The organism is Marinifilum sp. N1E240 (assembly GCF_009295825.1).
GTDB lineage: Bacteria > Bacteroidota > Bacteroidia > Bacteroidales > Marinifilaceae > Marinifilum_A > Marinifilum_A sediminis.
Genome location: NZ_WHKF01000001.1, coordinates 319,273 through 338,321 on the forward strand (window position 1 = coordinate 319,273; position 19,049 = coordinate 338,321).

Genomic DNA, 19,049 nt, shown 5'->3' on the forward strand with positions numbered 1-19,049 from the left:
TTAAAATTTATTGTTATGCAATTTGAATTGACTCGCGAATATATCGATAATTTAAAAGAAGTTATCGAAGAAAAGAATGAAGCAGAGGCAATTGGTTTAATGGAAGAATTGCATCCTGCAGATATAGCTGAAATTTATGATGAGTTAAGCATAAATGAGGCAAAATTCCTATACCTTTTACTAGATGGTGATACTGCTGCTGATGTTTTAGCAGAATTGGAAGATGATGATCGAGAACGATTCTTAAAATCTTTACCTGTTGAAGTTATTGCCAAGAAGTTTATCGATAAAATGGATTCTGATGATGCTGCCGATGTAATTGGAGGATTGTCAGAAGAACAACAAGAGGAGATATTATCTCATATTGAAAATATTGAACAAGCTGGTGATATTGTTGATTTGTTGCATTATGACGAAGATACTGCTGGTGGTTTAATGGCGAAAGAACTTGTGATTGTAAACGAGAACTGGACAGTTTTAACATGTTTACGAGAATTAAGTCGTCAGGCTGAAGATATTGACGAAATATATTACGTATATGTAGTTGATGATGATAATGTTTTGAAGGGAACCTTATCATTGAAAAAAATGATATTGAGTTCTACATCTGCTAAAATCAGTAATATTTATCAACCCGATGCAATGGCTGTTCATACCGATGAAAAGGATGAAGAGGTTGCTTTAATTATGGAGAAGTATGACTTGGTAGCTATACCAGTTGTAGATAGTATTGGACGTTTAATGGGACGAATTACCATTGATGATGTTGTTGATGTAATTCGTGAAGAGGCAGAGAAAGATTATCAAATGGCTTCGGGTCTTGCCGAGGATATCGAAGCAAGCGACTCCATTTGGTTACAGACCAGAGCCCGTCTTCCTTGGTTATTAATTGGATTAGTAGGTGGTATTTTTGCAGCTATGGTTATTTCCATTCGAGAAAAAGAGCTAGATGCTACACCAGCATTGGCATTTTTCATTCCTCTAATTACTGCAATGGCTGGTAATGTAGGAGTACAATCATCTGCAATTATAGTACAGGGTATTGCGAATAATTCATTGGGTTTCGAGAGTACTTTTAGTAGATTGTTAAGGGAATTAGGAGGAGCACTTATTAATGGGTTAACCTGTTCATCATTGTTGTTTTTATGGAATTATTTTGTTGGGGATTCTATGGCTTTAACAATGACAGTTTCTATTGCTCTTTTTGCCGTAATCATATTCGCTGCAATTGCAGGAACTATTATTCCACTAATGCTAAATAGGGCAAAAGTTGATCCGGCTTTGGCAACAGGTCCATTTATTACAACATTAAATGATATCGTTGGTTTGTTAATCTATCTGACAATTGGCGCCTATTTTTATGGTGTTTTATAGAATTAATTAGTTTGTTGAAGTGCATTGGTTCGTAGATCTAAATTGATGTTTTGATTAAGGAGTTTCATTATTTTTTGTGCCTAATAAAAAGTTGAACAAAAAGTAATATCACAGGTCGGATTTTTTTAGGTTTTTCTTAACTTTGCAGGAGGTTTTCAGATGTCTCGTAAATTATTATAAATGAATGATTTGCAAAACCGATGAGCCGAGATAGTTTTTCGCAAGAAAAATTAAATTATACCATTTTATAAAATACCTCCAAAAAAAAGAATCATGAAGAGAGCGCTTATCAGTGTGTTTGATAAAACAAACGTAGTTGAATTTGCTAGAGAATTAACAAGTTTAGGGTGGGAAATTATTTCTACTGGTGGAACTTCTGCTAAATTTAAAGCTGAAGGAATACCGGTTATGGATATTTCTGACTTAACTCAATTTCCAGAATGTTTTGATGGTCGTTTAAAAACAATACATCCTCATGTTGAAGGTGGGATTCTGGCTATTCGCGATAATGAAATGCATCAAAAGCAAATGGCTGAGTTGGGAATCGATCCTATCGATATTGTGGTTTGTAACCTTTATCCGTTTAAGGAAACTGTTTTAAACCCTAAATCAAGTCACGAAGATATTGTTGAGAATATTGATATAGGTGGTCCAACTATGTTGAGAGCTGCTGCTAAGAATTACAATTTTGTATCTGTAATTACAGATCCTGAAGATTACACGAAAGTAATTGAAGAGTTAAAAGAATCAGGTGATACAAGTTTTGAAACGAAAGAGTATTTAGCAGCAAAGGTATTCGAACATACAGCACATTACGATGCGTTAATTTCAGGATACTTCAACAAAAAGTTGAATGTAAAATCACCAAAGACTTTAACGCTCACATACGAAAAGAAACAAGATCTTCGTTATGGAGAGAACCCGCATCAGAATGCAACCTTCTATACTCAAATTCAAGAGACAGAAGGAACATTAACTGCTGCAAATAAAATTCACGGTAAGGAATTATCGTATAACAATATTGGCGACACCGATGGAGCATTAGAAGCTTTAAAAGAGTTTGATGAGCCTACAATTGTAGCAACAAAGCATGCCAATCCTTGTGGTATTGGTAGTGGAGATACTATTTCTGTAGCTTTTCAAAGAGCTTACGATGCTGATCCGGTATCAATTTTTGGCGGAATCGTTGCTGCCAATCGCGAAATAGATAAGGCTACAGCCGAAATAATGAGTGGTATTTTCTTAGAAGTTATTGTTGCTCCTTCGTTTAGTAAGGAAGCGCTGGAAATATTAACTAAGAAAAAGAATTTAAGATTATTGGAGTTGCCAGAAATCTTGAAATCAGATTATTCATTTTTTAAAGGAAAAACCGTTTTAGGTGGATTCTTGATTCAGGAGATGGATAAGGAATTAATTGGAGGAGATCTTGAGGTTGTTACGGATAGAAAACCTACTGAAAGAGAAATGGAAGATTTAATGTTTGCGTGGAAAACAGTTAAGCATGCAAAATCAAATGGAATTGCCTTAGCAAAAGACAAAACATCAACGGGTGTTGGTCCAGGACAAGTAAGTCGTATTTGGGCGTTGGAAAATGCAATCCGACAAGGTGGAGATAGAATTAAAGGAAGTGTTTTAGCTTCTGATGCATTCTTCCCATTTTCAGATTGTGTTGAAGCAGCACATGCAGCAGGAGTTACTGCTATTATTCAGCCAGGAGGTTCGATAAGAGATAAAGATTCTATTGAAGCGGCTAATAAGTTTGGAATTGCTATGGTATTTACAGGAATGAGACATTTTAAACACTAAAATATTTGCCTTGTTCGGATATGAGAAGTACTTTTCATATCCGAATTGGCATTTTTAAATAAGATAACAGAGATACAGCTACCATATGGGATTTTTTTCATTTTTAACACAGGAGATTGCCATCGATTTAGGTACAGCTAACACAATTATTATCAGCAATGATAAAATTGTAGTAGATGAACCATCGATAGTAGCTCTAGACCGCCGCACCGAGAAAATGGTTGCGATAGGCGAGAAAGCTCGTCAAATGCAAGGTAAAACTCACGAAGATTTGAAAACCATTCGTCCTTTAAGGGATGGGGTGATTGCCGACTTTAATGCGGCTGAGCAAATGATTCGCGGGATGATCAAAATGATCAATAAGAAACCTCGCTTATTTCCTCCTTCGTTAAGAATTGTTGTGTGTATTCCATCGGGTAGTACCGAGGTTGAAATGCGTGCAGTTCGTGATTCATCGGAACATGCTGGTGGTCGTGATGTGTATATGATTTATGAGCCAATGGCTGCAGCTATCGGTATTGGTATTGATGTTGAAGCACCAGAAGGTAACATGGTGGTTGATATAGGTGGTGGTACTACTGAAATTGCAGTGATTTCGCTTGGAGGTATTGTTACCAACAAATCGATTCGTATTGCGGGTGATGATTTAACTATTGATATTCAAGAGTACATGCGTCATCAACACAATATTAAAATTGGAGAAAGAACAGCTGAGGAAATTAAGATTCATGTTGGTTCTGCTTTGTCAGAGCTTGAAGAACCTCCAACAGATTTTCGTGTTCAGGGACCGAATCAAATGACAGCTCTTCCAATTGAAGTGCCTGTTTCATACCAGGAAATTGCACACTGCCTTGAAAAATCGATTTCTAAAATTGAGATTGCAATTTTAAGTGCATTGGAGCAAACGCCTCCTGAATTGTATGCTGATATTGTGAACAGAGGTATTTATCTTGCTGGTGGTGGAGCTTTACTTCGTGGTTTAGATAAACGATTGACCGATAAAATTAATATACCATTCCATATTGCTGAAGATCCGTTAAGAGCGGTTGCACGTGGTACTGGTATTGCTCTAAAAAATGTAGATAAGTTTTCATTCCTGAGAAGATAATCAGGAGTGAAACTTTTATAAGTTTAAAGGAATTGATTTTCGAATGAAGAATCTGTTACATTTTATCGTACGATTTCATTTTACGATTTTATTTATTGTGTTCGAATTATTTTGTTTGTTATTGTTGGTTAACTACAATAACTATCAAAAATCTCAATTCCTGAATTCAAGTAATTCTATTAGTGGTGGTATTTACGAAAAAGTATCATCTGTTATTGATTATTTGTCACTGGCAAAAACAAACGAGGAATTAAGCAGAGAGAATGCGAAATTGAATAATTTGTTAGGATCTTCATTTAAATCATCTGTTGATTCTTCTTTTATGTATTCGGATACATTGTATCGTCAGCAATATATTTATCGTACTGCTAAAATCATTAATAACTCTGTAAATAAACAATTGAATTATATTACACTTAATAAAGGTCGGATTCATGGAATTGAATCTGATATGGGAGTTGTTACTGCTAATGGAGTTGTTGGAGTTGTAAAAAGTGTATCTGAAAATTATTCTTCGGTTATTTCTTTATTAAATAGCAGGATAAAAATATCGGCTAAAATTAAGAAGAACGACTATTTTGGCTCATTGAGCTGGGATGGAAAAGACTACCGAAAAGCACTTTTATTGGATATTCCTTTTCATGTACAGGTGCGAAAAGGAGATACCATAGTAACCAGTGGATTTTCTTCGACGTTTCCTGAAGGTTTGACATTGGGAATAATTGATGAAGTACTGACTTCTTCGGGAAGTAATTTCCAGGAAGTTAAAGTTCTTCTGTCGAATGATTTTAAGAGTCTTTCCTATGTAAAGGTAATTGGTGATTTATTGAAAGAGGAAAGAATAGAACTTGAGGAAGGAGTTGTAGAATGAACATTATTCTGAAAAATACGATCAGGTTTATTGTACTTGTTCTAATTCAGGTGGCAATACTTAATAACATACAAGTAAGTGGATTTTTAAATCCATATATGTATGTATTATTTATTTTATTGCTTCCTTTTGAAACCCCAAATTGGCTTTTGCTATCCTTATCATTTTTATTAGGATTCAGTGTTGATATTTTTTCGGGAACATTGGGAATGCATGCTTCAGCCTGTGTATTTATGGGATATGTTCGACCTTATGTGTTGAATTATTTATCCTTACGCGATGGATATGAAATTGGGACCTATCCTGGAATTTCATATTATGGATTTGCATGGTTTTTTAAATATGCATTGGTTTTAGTTGTTGCACATCACTCATTTTTATTTATTATTGAAGCGTTTTCGTTCGCTAATTTTAGTGAAACGATGGTGAGAATTATTTTTAGTAGTTTTTTCTCTTTAACCTTACTTGTTACCTCTCAGTTTTTAATGTTTAAAAAATAGATCAACCTATAGCAAATGAATAATTTCTCGAACCGAATATATGTAATTGGTGGCATCTTTATTCTCGTTGTTCTAATATTTGTTATTAAACTTTTTAACCTACAGATTGTTGATGATTCCTATAAATTATCAGCGGAAAATAACTCTCAACGTCAAATCACTCAGTTTCCAGCACGAGGACTAATCTATGATAGAAATGGTAAATTACTTGTATACAATCAAGCAGTATACGATGTAATGATAATTCCTCGTCAGGTAAAAACTTTTGACACCTTGGATTTTTGCAATCTGCTGGAAATTGAAAAAACTGATGTTGATAAAAAAATAAAAAAAGCAAAAATATATTCTTACCGTAAGGCTTCTATTTTCTTGAAGCAGTTATCATCGGAAAAATATGCCGTTTTACAGGAGAGGTTATATAAATTCCCAGGTTTCTTTGTTCAGCCCAGAACATTAAGAAAATATCCTCGACAGAGTGCAGCTCATGCTTTAGGATACCTTAACGAGGTAAACAACAAAGAAATGAGTTCCGATGATTACTATAGGCAAGGAGATTATATTGGAAAAAGTGGTATTGAGCTGACCTATGAGAAAGATTTGCGAGGTGAAAAAGGGAAAAAGATTTTTTGGGTTGATGTATACAATCGAATAAAAGGTTCGTATCGTGATGGAAAATTTGATAAAAAACCTGTTTCTGGTAAAGATGTATACTCTTCAATTGATATCGATTTGCAGGAGTATGGTGAATTGTTGATGCAAAATAAAAAAGGTGGTATTGTAGCAATTGAACCAGGATCTGGCGAAATATTAGCAAAATTATCCAGTCCGGGTTATGATCCGGAAATGTTGGTTGGACGAGTAATGAGTAAAAACTATAGGGCGCTTGTTCAGAACGATTCATTAAAGCCTTTGTTCGATAGATCTATGATGGCTCAGTATCCTCCGGGATCAATCTTTAAAATGATTAATGCTTTAATAGGATTACAAGAAAAAGTAATTAGTCCTTTTACTCGTTTTGAATGCAATATGGGATACTATTATGGAAGCCGAAAAATGGGTTGTCACCATCATGTTTCTCCGCTTGATATGAGACATTCAATCATGCATTCATGTAATGCTTATTACGCGAATACATTTCGATATATTTTAGAATCACCGAAGTTCGGATCAGTAAATAAAGGATTTGAAACCTGGAGAAATCATGTAACTTCATTTGGTTTGGGAAATAGACTCCATAGTGATTTACCACATGAGTTATCTGGTTCTATTCCAACTTTAAAATATTATCAGAGAGTATATAAAAGAACAAATCTAAAAGCCTTAAATATGATTTCTCTTTCTATTGGTCAGGGAGAACTATTAATCACACCATTGCAAATGGCGAATATGACGGCTGCAATTGCCAATAAAGGCTTTTATTATACGCCACACATAGTAAAAGCAATAGGTGAGGATAAATCGGTTGACAAAAGGTTTCGCGTAAAAAATAAAACTAGCATCGATTCTAACTATTTCGAGCCTATAATTGATGGAATGGAAATGGTTATAACAGGTGGTGAAGGTAGAACAGGAGATTTGGCAGCTATTCCAGGGATAAGAGTTTGTGGAAAAACAGGTACAGTGCAAAATCCACATGGCGATGATCATTCGGTATTTGTAGCCTTTGCTCCACGAGAAAATCCTAAAATTGCTATGGTGGTTTATGTTGAAAGTGGAGTGTGGGGATCACGATATGGAGCACCTATTGCAGGTTTGATGATTGAGAAATACCTGAAAGGAGAAATCTCAATGAGTAAAAAATGGATTGAAAAAAGAATGCTGGAAGCTGATTTGATTGGTGAACAGAAGAAAAAAGAAGTTTTAGCCAAAAAGAACTAAAATAATGACCAGAAGAGTAAGCTTGATAAAGAATTTAGATTGGTGGACAATTGCCTTGTATGCATTGCTGGTTTTTCTGGGATGGATTAATATTTATGCTGCGGTTTACAACGAAGAACATCAAAGTATTTTTGATATTTCTCAAAGATATGGTAAGCAGTTAATGTGGATTGGAGCAGCCTCAATTCTTGCAATAATAATATTAATTATAGAGAGTAAGTTTTATTCGGCTTTTGCTTACCCCACTTATTTGTTCATGATATTTCTCTTGATTGCAGTCCTCGTATTAGGACGAGATGTAAAAGGAGCAAGATCTTGGTTTGAGTTGGGACCGATTCGCTTTCAACCTGCCGAATTTGCAAAGTTTGCTACTTGTTTGGCAATCTCAAGATATGTAACACAGTACAATTTTAAGATCCATAAAATAAAATCTCTTTTCATTTCGGGTGTGATATTATTTACCCCTACTGTACTAATTATACTTCAAGGTGATGCAGGATCTGCATTGGTTTATACAGTATTTGTGTTGGTGTTGTATCGTGAAGGATTATCTGGAATTGTTTTGTTTCTTGGATTATTGGCGGCTTTGTTGTTTATTTTTACTTTACTATGGTCTAAGTTTACTGTTTTACTGATAATTGTAATCGGAAGTATCATTATTGCTAAGTTTTCAGGAGTAAATTGGAAATCCATTGGAAAAGCCATTCTAATGTTAGGATCTGGTTTTGGTATTGTATGGTTAGCTTTTAAAGGATTGAAAATTGAAATATCACTTTATGTGATATTGATAATATCGCTTTGCTTAAACGTAATACCATTCTTAGTTCATACTTATAAAAACAAGTTGAAGAGTGCCGGGTGGATTATTTTAATTGTTTTTGGAAGTATTTTCTACACCTTTTCGGTAGGATATATTTTCGATAATATTTTGGAAGCGCATCAGCAAACCAGGATCAATGAATTGTTAGGAATTGAGTCCGATCCGTATGGAGCAGGTTATAATGTTGCTCAATCGAAAATTGCAATAGGTTCCGGAGGTTTTAGCGGAAAAGGTTTCTTAAACGGAACCCAAACTAAATTTAAGTTTGTTCCAGAGCAAAGTACCGACTTTATTTTTTGTACAGTTGGTGAAGAGTGGGGATTTATTGGATCTACAGTTGTATTATTACTATTGCTTACTTTAATTCTTAGGCTACTTTTTATTGCAGAAAGGCAGAGATCTTCCTTTAGCCGGGTTTATGGATACGGTGTAGCATGTATATTATTCTTTCACTTAGCAGTGAATGTGGGAATGACAATAGGTTTGGCTCCGGTTATTGGGATTCCATTGCCATTTTTCAGTTATGGAGGATCTTCTCTTTGGTCATTTACTATTTTGTTGTTTATTTTTCTTCGTTTAGATGCCAACCGTTTGGAGTTGCTACGTTAATTTGATGATCTATGGTAACGAATGAGAGAATGTCTTTCATAAAGGCAGTGAATTCTTCATTAAACTCATTATAGTTGTTTATTAGGCATTTTATAGCATATTCTGATTGATCAGGAAGGCTTGTTCTTCTAGCCATAATGTCTAAAGCTGTTTTTAAACCATCTATGTCTGCATAAGTTTCTAATCGGCGACTTTGAATTAGAAAAGGAAGGAACATTTTAACTTTAGCTGGAAGAACCAGGAAATTTTTAATAAGTGTTTCGTGGGTTTTTGTAACGAACTCTTCAATCGGTTTTGTGTGATAGGTATTCCAGCCTTTAGCTAAAAAATGATCGTAAATTAAATCAATCACAACACCTGAATATCTTCCATATCCTTCTTTCAATTTTTTTGAACTTTCTAGAACTATAGAGTGCTTATCGGTAAAATAATCAATATTTCGATGTAGAATAATTCCTTTTTGTATTTCAGGTTGGTAGTCCTGATACTTTTTCCCTTTCACATAATCACCAATAAAGTTGCCAACTTTAATTTTTTCTGAATTACCTGATAAATATAAATGTGCTAAAAAATTCATGCGGTTTATCTTTATTTCCGAAAGGTAGAAATTATTGGGAAAGTTAGTCTGTACAATTAAAAATGTATGCTTATTTAAGGTGTTTTTTAAAGCAAACTTAATAAGTTACTGTGTATTTTAACCAATGTCAAGTTTTTTAACGCTGTTAAGCAACATTTTAAAAATCTTAAACTTAGCTCTGTTTAAATTAGCATAATAGCTATAAAACTATAATTTTATAGAATCATTAACCGAATGTTGAATATTAAATTAAAGAAAGAGAGACTATGGCTAAAAAAAATGTCATTATTGTTGGTGCAGCGGGTCGTGACTTTCACAACTTCAACACCTATTTCAGAGACAATTCAGAGTACAATGTTGTAGCATTTACTGCTGCACAAATTCCAGACATCGATGGAAGAAAATATCCTGCGCAATTGGCAGGTTCTTTATATCCTGATGGAATTCCTATTTATGCAGAGGATGACCTTACAAAATTGATTAAGGAGCACTGTATTGATGATTGTGTCTTTTCTTACTCGGATGTGTCCTATAAGAAAGTAATGAATGTAAGCGCAATTGTAAATGCTGCTGGTTCCAACTTTAAGTTGTTAGGACCTGGAGATACGATGATTAAAAGTCATAAGCCTACCATTGCTGTTGTTGCAACAAGAACAGGATGTGGTAAATCTCAGACTTCGCGTAAGGTTATTGAGGAATTAATGGATAAGGGATTAAAGGTGATCGCTATTCGTCATCCTATGCCTTATGGGGATTTGGTAGCTCAAAGAGTTCAGCGCTTTGCAACTGTTGAAGATTTGAAGAAACACAACTGTACAGTTGAGGAAATGGAAGAATACGAGCCTCATGTATCACGTGGAAATGTTATTTATGCAGGTGTAGACTATGAAGCAATTGTACGTGCTGCTGAAGAAGATCCTGATGGTTGTGATGTTATTTTATGGGATGGTGGAAACAATGATTTCTCGTTCTATAAACCAGATTTGACAATTACAGTTGCTGACCCTCATCGTCCTGGAGCTGAATTAAATTATTACCCAGGTGAAGTTAACTTGCGTATGGCTGATGTTGTTGTAATTAATAAAATGGATTCGGCAGATCCTGAAGGGATTCAGATAGTACGTGAAAGTATTGCAATGGCAAATCCAAATGCTAAGGTTATAGATGGTGCTTCTCCAATTAGTGTTGACGATCCTGAAATGATTCGTGGCAAGCGAGTTCTTATTGTGGAAGATGGTCCAACTCTTACTCATGGTGAGATGAAGATTGGTGCTGGAACAATTGCAGCTCGAAAGTTTGGTGCTGCTGAAGAGATTGATGCACGTCCATATTTGGTAGGTAAGCTAAAAGAGACTTATGAAATTTATCCAAATATTGGTAACATACTTCCCGCAATGGGATATTCAGATCAGCAATTAAAAGATTTGGAAACTACTATCAATTCAAGCGATTGTGATACGGTTATTATTGGTACCCCTATTGATTTGAATAGAATTATTAATATTAAAAAGCCAAATACCCGAGTTTATTATGATTTGGAGGAAATTGGATATCCGAAAATGTCGCACATTATTAATCAATTTGTGAAAGATCATCAATTAGAAGAGCAAACTGTTTAGTAATTAAATATTTGTATAGGTGAAATAAAGGAGTAGATAGTTAATCTACTCCTTTTCTTGTTTTTAGAACCTTTTAATTTTAAATTAAATTCAGAAATACATGTTGTAAAAAAGATTTTTAGACGCATAACCTTTTTCAATATTTAGAGTATAAAATATTTTGCACGGCTGCTGTAATTGCAATATACAAAAGGACTAATTACTAAAAACCCCTGACTACGTTTTACTTATGGATGACTCTATTTTGCTTGGTTTAATCCGGAATACCGCGATTCTCTTATGTTTTAGCATTTTATATGAATATTTTTGGCTTGGGAAACTCAATATTAAAAGTTATCGAAGACAATTTTTTTGCGGAGTAATAATAGGAGTTATTGGAATAGTGCTAATGATGTCAGGATGGAAGGCTTCCTCAGGAATGACATTTGATACTCGCTCTGTAATCCTTTCAATTTCAGGTTTATTTTTTGGGGCTATACCCACTGTTATAGCAATGATAATTACAGGATTTTATCGCTTTTCCTTAGGAGGAGATGGTGTATATATGGGGATTGCGGTTATAATCAGTTCTGGAGCCATAGGTATATTTTGGAAATCAATTCTCCCAAAAATTGATACTCAATTAAAGTGGTTAGAATTGTTATTGATGGGATTCACTGTTCATGCAGCCATGTTGTTATGTACTTTATTCTTACCTGAAGAGAAAATCTTTGATACAATTTCCTACTTAATTCTTCCAATTTTAACTATTTATCCAATTTCGAATATGTTGCTTGGTCTTTTTATGAATAGGCAAATGGAAAACTCGAATTTTCGAATAGCACTTACGAATAGTGAGGAGAAATACAGTAGGTTATATGAAACTATGACTGATGCTTTTTTGGTAATGGATTTAGATCATAATTTACTTGAGTGCAATACTGCCCTGCAGCAATTGTTAGGGTATGAGGAAGAAGAATTATTAAGTGTAAATTGTAAAAAACTAACTCCCGAAAAATGGCTTGATGAAGATGATAGGATCATAAGGGAAGAGGTATTGCTTAATGGAAGTTCTGGAGTTTATGAAAAGGAATGTTTGGCAAAAGATGGAAGAATTATTCCGGTAGAATTGCGAATTGATTTGTTAAAGGATGAATTTGGTGAGCCGAAAGCATTGTGGGCAATAGTAAGAGATATAAGTGTTAGAAAAGAGAACATAAGATTAATCGAAAGAGAGAAAAGTAGATTGAAAACTTTACTGGAAACAGTTCCAGAAATGATATGGCTAAAAGATAGGCAAGGGGTTTATTTGGAATGCAATAATAATTTTGCTGATTTTAATGGGGTTAAGAAATCAAACTTGATTGGTAAGACTGACTTTTTCATGTATGATGATGATATCGCGAGGTTTTATATTAAAAAAGATGAAGAAGTACTTGCCTTAAATGATACGGTTCGTTTTGTTAGTTTGGCAAAATCCGCGAAAACAGAGAAGGAAATTTTAACAGAAACCATTAAAACCCCAATGTACGATTCCGAAGGAAATACAATTGGGGTTCTAGGTGTTTCCCGGGATATTTCAGAGATAAAGAAAGCTGAGTCAGACTTGATGAAGGCGAAGGAAAAAGCTGAGGAGAGTGATAAATTAAAATCAATCTTTTTAGCGAATATGAGTCATGAGATTCGAACACCCATGAATGCCATTATGGGCTTTTCGGAATTATTAGTAGATTCGGATATCGATGATGTAGAAAGATCACAATACGTAAATATTATTCAACATTCAGGCAGTAGATTACTTCAGATTATTGATGACATTGTTGATTTGTCTAAACTTGAAATGAATCAGGTTGCAATTAAGAAACAGGATTTAAACCTGTTTGAATTGATGAGTAGTAGTGTGGAAGTATTACAGCGAAATGAGTTGTTACAAGCCAAACCTGGCTTAGATTTGGTTCTGAATTATCCTAAGGAATATGTAAATCTTGTTTTAAATACCGATGAAAATCGTTTCAGTCAAATTCTCGATAACTTGATTAATAATTCGATTAAATTTTCTGAATCGGGAAAAATTGAAGTTGGATTTAAATTGGTTGAAGTAGAGCAAAAATCTTTTGTTGAAATTTATGTGAAAGATGAAGGAATGGGAATAGCCAAAGATAAACATGGTGTTATTTTTGAACGATTCAGACAAGGAGATGAGGAGCAGTTTAATGACGGAACAGGTTTAGGTTTAAGTATTTGCAGGGGATTGATTGAGTTGCTTGAAGGTGATATACGTTTCGAATCTGAACTTGGTGAGGGCAGTACTTTCTATTTCACAATTCCTGCAAAATGTAATTGGAAAACTAAAACATTTAGTAGTGAAAAAAGCGCTTGTTGTGAAGATTTAGGGCGAAAGAAAATATTAATTGCTGAGAGTGATTACAATTCATACTTGTATGTGAAGAAATTATTCGAAGAGGAGAATGTTGAAATATCATATGCCGATAATGGTACGCAAATGTTACAGGTTGCCAAGGAAATCGCACCAGATATCATTCTCGTTGATATCAATATGCCAGGGGAAGATTGCATACAATGTCTTGATAAATTAAAGCAAACTGATGTAACTTCAAAAATTATTGCTCAAACTGCGAATGTAGTGAAAGGGGAAGAGGAAAAATGTATTGAGGCTGGTTGCCACGGATACATTACCAAGCCATTTAGCAAGGAAGAGCTTTTTTATGAAGTTAGAAAAGTTTTGGTTTAATGAGTATTTCTCATTGTTTTTATATCATTAAATGTAATGATAAGAATGCCTAGAATTGTTAAGGTTCCACCTATCAGCTGATTCGAATTTGGTAAAATATTCATGAATAGGTAAGCTCCACCAATTATAAATACACTGCGCAAGGTACCAATTAATGTAGTTATCGACGCATCGACATATTTTAGCGAAGCAAAGGTGAGGACAATCCCCATAAAAGGACCAAAAAATGATCCAAGTCCTACATACATTATTGATTTAGTAGTATAGTACGGCATTTCCATTAAAAATATCGCATAAAGAATAAAGCCAATAAACAGAAAAAGATTACGGCTTACCGTGATCATTGCTGCAGGAATATTACGAATTTCCGATCTTGCCAAAACTAGGCTAACACCATAAAATATTGCAAAAATTATTGCTGATATGCTAGCCTTACTGGTAAGCGATTGCCAATCGAATCCTCCATTGTTAAAATTGATAAGCCCAACACCAAGAAAAGTAATTAGCATTCCTATCAGAGCTAAAGGGCGATATCTGCTTCCTAAAAAGAAGAAACTAATAAGGATAACAAAAATAGGTGATGTATTTGCCAGAAACGAGACTATAGCAGGATTTTCGGTCAATTGAATGGAAAGGAAAAATGCAAAAATCGAAATGACTTCGGAGCATCCAATAAGTAATAAAACACTTTTTGATTTTTTAGGTAGCGAAGAGAGTTTTTTACGTTCGGTAAAAAAGACGTAGTACAAGTAATTGTACAATAGAGCTAAGCCAAACCATAATATTCCGAAAGATACCAGGCTGATATCCTCCATTGCAAGCTTGCTAAAAATATACACATTCGAGAAACTGATAGTGGCTAAAAGTGCCAAAATGCTTCCTTTTAATTTACCGGTTTTTCTCATTTCTACTACTTGTGATTCGTTGGAACAAAAGTGGATTTAATATTCGAGACTAACAATACCAGTTGTGAATGTGTAAGATCAAAGAAATTTTAAGGGAATTGATTTAGGGAATGCGAATCTTGCTCCAGATTTTCAATTACTTGGTAAAGGGAACAGATTTCATAAAAAAGGGAATAGAATATTAGATGTTTACACTAATAAAGTTGTAAATTGTAGAGAAGAAGTAATTCATTGTTGTAGAATAATATTAAAAAATTATAAAGTAATAATGAATTATTTAGAAGAATTGTTAGATCTGTAGTAAGAAGTCTTACTTTGTTGATATAAAGTAAGTGATCGGTGGACTGAAATTCTCAAAAGGAATGCTGTAATCCGAAAAAGGAACAAAAATACAAGCAGAAAGAATTAAGCAATATAAAAAGGGAGAAAAGATAGCGAAGGAAGGTGTTGTGTAAAAAATAAAGTGAAATCGCAATTGCTTTAAAGGTAAAGATAAATTGACTTATTAACTTGAAAAACAACTCTTATGAAGAAGAAATCATATAGTAGATTTCGTTTAGAGGAGCTACCGGTAGTGGCAGACCTGCTTTTGTGTTATTTAGATGATGATAGGAGTGAATTTCTTGCGTTTTCTGATAAATTTAATGCAGCATATTCTCGTCAAGTTAGTGAGCAAATTCTAAAAGTTCGCAATTTGATACCTGCAAAAATAATTACTTCTGAAAGAGTAAAAGTAACCGAGGAGTTATACTATAAAATGGATATTATATACATGAAATTAAATTTTGTACAGGCTTATGCCGAAATGGCAAATGGTACAATGAATGTCCATTCAACAGATTTTGGTATTAGGAAAAGCAAACAACAATTGAAAGCTCGAAATGTAGAAGGAGCTTTAAGTAATTTAAAAGTGGTAGAACAGAATATCAATGGCAATTTGGAGGCATTGCAAACAAAAGGATTTAAAAATGACCTCTTCAAAGAGATTTTTGAATTACGAGATAATATAGCACGCTTGAATTTATTCCAAATTGGAAAATCAATGGAAAGAAGTGAATTGGTTGCAAAAAATCATCGGGAATATGAAAGGCTTTGGAATTACATAACAGAGATTTCGAGAATAGGAAAACTGGTTTTAGTTCACAATAAATCAAAAATGAACGATTATAAATTTTGCAAATTGCTTACCCATGTTCGTAAAACCTAAGAAGTGAGTTGATCGAATTACAAAGCAGCATTATTTCTTGTTGCGATAAACCTTTTTATCAAACCACAATTCACACTTCGGAATATTATTAATACATTCGTTCATTATGGAACTAAATTTACTGTTCGCAGCATTGGCAACTTTAGTGCTTAATTTACCCTTTGGATACATTAGGCAAGGGTACAAGAAATTTTCGGTAATGTGGTTCGTGTCTATTCACGCTCCCATTCCGTTTGTGGTATTGTTCAGGCATTTGTTCGAGGTGGGATTTGCACTCTACACTTATCCTGTAATGGTGAGTGCGTTTTTTCTTGGGCAGTTGATTGGAAAAAAATACCGGATGCGAAAAATGGCGCAGAAAGAATTAAAAGAAGAAGTGATTCTAGAAGAAATAAAAAAAGACCAACAGTAATGTTGGTCTTTCATGTATCTAATAAAGATTGAGATTACAATCTCTCTTTAATTTTCTTAGTTTCTGCTTCGAAACCTGGCTTTTCAAGCAAAGCAAACATATTACTCTTGTATGCTTCAACTCCTGGCTGATCAAAAGGATTCACATCTAAGATGTAACCACTAACTCCACAAGCAATTTCGAAGAAATATAGTAATTCACCCAAGTAGAATTCGTTTAATTTAGGCATTTCGATGTGCAAGTTTGGAACACCACCATCAACGTGAGCCAATTGAGTTCCCAATTCAGCCATTTTATTTACTTCGTCAACACGTTTTCCTGCTAAGTAGTTCAATCCGTCAAGATTATTCTTGTCTTCCGGAATATAAACTGTGTGATTAGGTTTGGCAATAGAAATTACGGTTTCGAAAATGTTACGCTGTCCTTCCTGAATGTACTGTCCCATTGAGTGAAGATCAGAAGTGAAATCGACACTAGCAGGGAAAATACCTTTGTTTTCTTTTCCTTCACTCTCGCCATACAATTGTTTCCACCATTCTGCAACATTGTGCAATTTAGGATTGTAGTTGGCTAAGATTTCAATGCCTTTTCCTTTTTCGTATAAAGCATTTCTTGTTGCAGCATATAATAGTGCTGGGTTTTCTTCAAAAGCGGTTTCAACAGTATAGTCCTGCATTGCTTTTGCACCCTTTACCAACTCCTTAATATCGTGACCTGCAACTGCAATTGGAAGTAATCCAACCGGAGTTAATACAGAGTAACGACCACCCACATTATCGGCAATAACAAAAGTCTTGTAACCTTCTTGAGTAGCTAAAGTTCTAAGCGCACCTTTCGATTCGTCGGTAATAGCAACAATTCTTTCGCGAGCTTCTTCTTTACCAACTTGCTCTTCTAACATTTCCTTTAATAAACGGAATGCAATAGCAGGCTCGGTAGTAGTTCCCGATTTTGAGATTACGCAAATACCAAACTCGATACTCTTAAGAATATCGGTTAATTCGTAAAGATAATCTTCACTGATATTTTGCCCTGCGTAAAGAACAAGTGGATTTTCATCGCCAGAGTTTAGCTGATCGAAACTGTGTGCTAAAGCGTCGTTAACTGCTTTTGCTCCCAGGTAAGAGCCACCAATTCCAACAACAACCAGAACTTCAACTTTTTCTTTTAACTTCTTAGCTGTAGCTTCGATGTCATTCAATTCTGCGTCTGTAATCTGAGAAGGCAATTGAACCCAACCTACATAGTCATTTCCTTTCCCGGTTCCTTCGTGAAGGGAGGTTAAATGTTTTTTACTGTTTTCTTCATGCTTGAAAACCTCTTCTTTGCTTACAAAATCAAGAGATTTTTCGATGTTCAACTTAATGTGTTCCATTTTGTACTAGTTAAGATTTACAAATCATTACTGTCAGAACCGATACCCCTCCAATTATCAGACAATACTAAAATGTAATAGTTGTATTTAAAAAGTTATATTTTATTGGCAGTATACCAATATGTAATTGGTATTTAAAGTGTTGTTTTTGGTGAAATGTCAATGCAACACTCATAAAAGTACAGCGAAAAAATTACTCTAACGTAAATCTTCCGTTAATAATTTGATTTCGATAGCTGGCGAAATCTTTTCATATAAAATATTGTAAACAGCCATTGTAATTGGCATGTGAACATTGTATTCATCGTTAATTTCTTTGATACATTTTACAGCATAGTATCCCTCGGCAATCATGTGCATCTCCAACTGAGCAGATTTTACGGTATATCCTTTTCCAATCATGGTTCCGAATGTACGGTTTCTACTAAACTGAGAATAGCAGGTAACAAGCAAGTCTCCTAAATAAGCCGAACTTTTAATGTCGCGAGTTATAGGATGAACGGTATCAACAAATCGTTTGATTTCCTGAATAGCATTCGAGATCAGCACCGACTGAAAATTATCGCCGTAGCGTAAACCATGACAAATCCCAGCTGCAATAGCAACAACATTCTTAAGAACGGCTGCATATTCGGTTCCATAAATGTCTTCGGTAACCGTAGTTTTAATGTATGGGCATTCTAAGTTAAGCGCTAAAGAACGAGCTTTCTTAGTATCCTGACATGAAATAGTAAGATAGGACAAGCGCTCCATTGCAACCTCTTCGGCATGGCAAGGTCCAGAAATAACACCTACATTATCAATAGGTACATTGTATTTTTCGTTGAAGAATTCACCGATAATCTTGTTTTCATCAGGAACAATACCTTTAATAGCGGATACTATAAATTTATCCTCTAAGCTAACGGTAAGTTTCTGAAGTGCATTTTTTAAGAATGCAGAAGGAATTGCAAAAATCAGAATATCTGAATTTTCAACCAACTCATCAAGATTGTTGTAGAAATTTATGTTGTCGATTTCGAATTCAACACCAGTTAAATATCTAGGGTTGTGACTTAATTGCTTGAATTGTTTAATGGTATCTGGGTTACGCATGTACCAGTTAATTTCCTGTACATTCTCCATTAGGATTTTTGCGATTGCTGTTGCCCAACTACCTCCTCCAATAATTGCAATTCTCGACGATTCGTTCATAAATGTATTAATAAGTTCGGTGTGTAAAGATTCTGTTTTAGTAAGGTACAGATCTCTAATTTA

At 34.5% G+C, this 19,049-nt stretch carries 15 protein-coding genes; 11 read left to right on the top strand and 4 right to left on the bottom strand.

All coding sequences use genetic code 11. The features are described 5' to 3' along the window. Nucleotides 1-15 precede the first annotated feature (15 nt). The 7 genes from mgtE to rodA all read left to right on the top strand — a co-directional run bounded on the left by mgtE (nt 16) and on the right by rodA (nt 8,966). Nucleotides 16-1,374 carry a magnesium transporter gene (mgtE, locus tag GCQ56_RS01325; protein WP_152732590.1) on the top strand — a complete coding sequence of 453 codons (1,359 nt, stop codon included), beginning with the start codon at nt 16-18 and terminating at the stop codon, nt 1,372-1,374. 273 nt (nt 1,375-1,647) lie between these two features. Beyond that, nucleotides 1,648-3,180, top strand: coding sequence for a bifunctional phosphoribosylaminoimidazolecarboxamide formyltransferase/IMP cyclohydrolase (purH, locus tag GCQ56_RS01330; RefSeq protein ID WP_152732591.1), 1,533 nt, complete (start codon nt 1,648-1,650; stop codon nt 3,178-3,180). Between the two features lie 85 nt (nt 3,181-3,265). Then, a complete protein-coding gene (locus tag GCQ56_RS01335) occupies nt 3,266-4,288 on the top strand; it encodes a rod shape-determining protein (RefSeq protein ID WP_152732592.1) in 1,023 nt (340 codons plus the stop codon). A 43-nt stretch (nt 4,289-4,331) separates the two neighbouring features. After that, nucleotides 4,332-5,159 carry a rod shape-determining protein MreC gene (gene mreC, locus GCQ56_RS01340; RefSeq protein WP_152732593.1) on the top strand — a complete coding sequence of 276 codons (828 nt, stop codon included), beginning with the start codon at nt 4,332-4,334 and terminating at the stop codon, nt 5,157-5,159. Continuing rightward, nucleotides 5,156-5,659, top strand: a complete 504-nt coding sequence (locus GCQ56_RS01345; protein WP_152732594.1) for a rod shape-determining protein MreD — start codon at nt 5,156-5,158, stop codon at nt 5,657-5,659. The genes mreC and GCQ56_RS01345 overlap by 4 nt, the downstream gene beginning before the upstream one ends. A gap of 15 nt (nt 5,660-5,674) precedes the next feature. Further along, nucleotides 5,675-7,537, top strand: a complete 1,863-nt coding sequence (gene mrdA / locus GCQ56_RS01350; RefSeq protein ID WP_152732595.1) for a penicillin-binding protein 2 — start codon at nt 5,675-5,677, stop codon at nt 7,535-7,537. Between the two features lie 4 nt (nt 7,538-7,541). Continuing rightward, a complete protein-coding gene (gene rodA, locus GCQ56_RS01355; RefSeq protein ID WP_152732596.1) occupies nt 7,542-8,966 on the top strand; it encodes a rod shape-determining protein RodA in 1,425 nt (474 codons plus the stop codon). Here the strand turns inward: rodA and GCQ56_RS01360 are convergent. Then, nucleotides 8,920-9,543 (bottom strand): ACP phosphodiesterase, encoded by a 624-nt coding sequence (locus tag GCQ56_RS01360; protein ID WP_152732597.1) that lies wholly within the window; start codon nt 9,541-9,543, stop codon nt 8,920-8,922. The genes rodA and GCQ56_RS01360 overlap by 47 nt on opposite strands. Nucleotides 9,544-9,809: 266 nt before the next feature. Here GCQ56_RS01360 and GCQ56_RS01365 point away from each other — a divergent pair, with 266 nt between their 5' ends. Further along, entirely contained in the window at nt 9,810-11,162 is a 1,353-nt protein-coding gene (locus GCQ56_RS01365; protein ID WP_152732598.1) for a cyclic 2,3-diphosphoglycerate synthase, read from the top strand. Nucleotides 11,163-11,391: 229 nt separating this feature from the next. Further along, nucleotides 11,392-13,893 carry a PAS domain S-box protein gene (locus GCQ56_RS01370; RefSeq protein WP_152732599.1) on the top strand — a complete coding sequence of 834 codons (2,502 nt, stop codon included), beginning with the start codon at nt 11,392-11,394 and terminating at the stop codon, nt 13,891-13,893. Here the strand turns inward: GCQ56_RS01370 and GCQ56_RS01375 are convergent. Beyond that, complete coding sequence (locus GCQ56_RS01375; protein ID WP_152732600.1) at nt 13,890-14,798, bottom strand: DMT family transporter; 909 nt, start codon at nt 14,796-14,798, stop codon at nt 13,890-13,892. The two genes, GCQ56_RS01370 and GCQ56_RS01375, sit on opposite strands and share 4 nt — an antisense overlap. A 526-nt stretch (nt 14,799-15,324) precedes the next feature. Here GCQ56_RS01375 and GCQ56_RS01380 point away from each other — a divergent pair. Continuing rightward, nucleotides 15,325-16,005, top strand: a complete 681-nt coding sequence (locus GCQ56_RS01380; protein WP_152732601.1) for a hypothetical protein — start codon at nt 15,325-15,327, stop codon at nt 16,003-16,005. Nucleotides 16,006-16,111: 106 nt separating this feature from the next. Beyond that, entirely contained in the window at nt 16,112-16,417 is a 306-nt protein-coding gene (locus tag GCQ56_RS01385; protein WP_152732602.1) for a hypothetical protein, read from the top strand. A gap of 34 nt (nt 16,418-16,451) precedes the next feature. Here GCQ56_RS01385 and GCQ56_RS01390 read toward each other — a convergent pair whose 3' ends face one another. Further along, a complete protein-coding gene (locus GCQ56_RS01390) occupies nt 16,452-17,792 on the bottom strand; it encodes a glucose-6-phosphate isomerase (protein ID WP_152732603.1) in 1,341 nt (446 codons plus the stop codon). A gap of 198 nt (nt 17,793-17,990) precedes the next feature. Beyond that, nucleotides 17,991-18,986 carry an NAD(P)H-dependent glycerol-3-phosphate dehydrogenase gene (locus GCQ56_RS01395; protein ID WP_152732604.1) on the bottom strand — a complete coding sequence of 332 codons (996 nt, stop codon included), beginning with the start codon at nt 18,984-18,986 and terminating at the stop codon, nt 17,991-17,993. Between the last annotated feature and the right edge of the window lie 63 nt (nt 18,987-19,049).

Excerpts from the sequence above, each read along its gene's own strand:
- GCQ56_RS01380 (WP_152732601.1), top strand. The coding sequence starts at position 15,325 with ATGAAGAAGAAATCATATAGTAGATTTCGTTTAGAGGAGCTACCGGTA.
- GCQ56_RS01385 (WP_152732602.1), top strand. The coding sequence starts at position 16,112 with ATGGAACTAAATTTACTGTTCGCAGCATTGGCAACTTTAGTGCTTAAT.
- GCQ56_RS01335 (WP_152732592.1), top strand. The coding sequence starts at position 3,266 with ATGGGATTTTTTTCATTTTTAACACAGGAGATTGCCATCGATTTAGGT.
- purH (WP_152732591.1), top strand. The coding sequence starts at position 1,648 with ATGAAGAGAGCGCTTATCAGTGTGTTTGATAAAACAAACGTAGTTGAA.
- GCQ56_RS01345 (WP_152732594.1), top strand. The coding sequence starts at position 5,156 with ATGAACATTATTCTGAAAAATACGATCAGGTTTATTGTACTTGTTCTA.
- mreC (WP_152732593.1), top strand. The coding sequence starts at position 4,332 with ATGAAGAATCTGTTACATTTTATCGTACGATTTCATTTTACGATTTTA.
- GCQ56_RS01395 (WP_152732604.1), bottom strand. The coding sequence starts at position 18,986 with ATGAACGAATCGTCGAGAATTGCAATTATTGGAGGAGGTAGTTGGGCA.
- GCQ56_RS01375 (WP_152732600.1), bottom strand. The coding sequence starts at position 14,798 with ATGAGAAAAACCGGTAAATTAAAAGGAAGCATTTTGGCACTTTTAGCC.
- GCQ56_RS01370 (WP_152732599.1), top strand. The coding sequence starts at position 11,392 with ATGGATGACTCTATTTTGCTTGGTTTAATCCGGAATACCGCGATTCTC.
- mgtE (WP_152732590.1), top strand. The coding sequence starts at position 16 with ATGCAATTTGAATTGACTCGCGAATATATCGATAATTTAAAAGAAGTT.
- GCQ56_RS01390 (WP_152732603.1), bottom strand. The coding sequence starts at position 17,792 with ATGGAACACATTAAGTTGAACATCGAAAAATCTCTTGATTTTGTAAGC.
- GCQ56_RS01365 (WP_152732598.1), top strand. The coding sequence starts at position 9,810 with ATGGCTAAAAAAAATGTCATTATTGTTGGTGCAGCGGGTCGTGACTTT.
- GCQ56_RS01360 (WP_152732597.1), bottom strand. The coding sequence starts at position 9,543 with ATGAATTTTTTAGCACATTTATATTTATCAGGTAATTCAGAAAAAATT.
- mrdA (WP_152732595.1), top strand. The coding sequence starts at position 5,675 with ATGAATAATTTCTCGAACCGAATATATGTAATTGGTGGCATCTTTATT.
- rodA (WP_152732596.1), top strand. The coding sequence starts at position 7,542 with ATGACCAGAAGAGTAAGCTTGATAAAGAATTTAGATTGGTGGACAATT.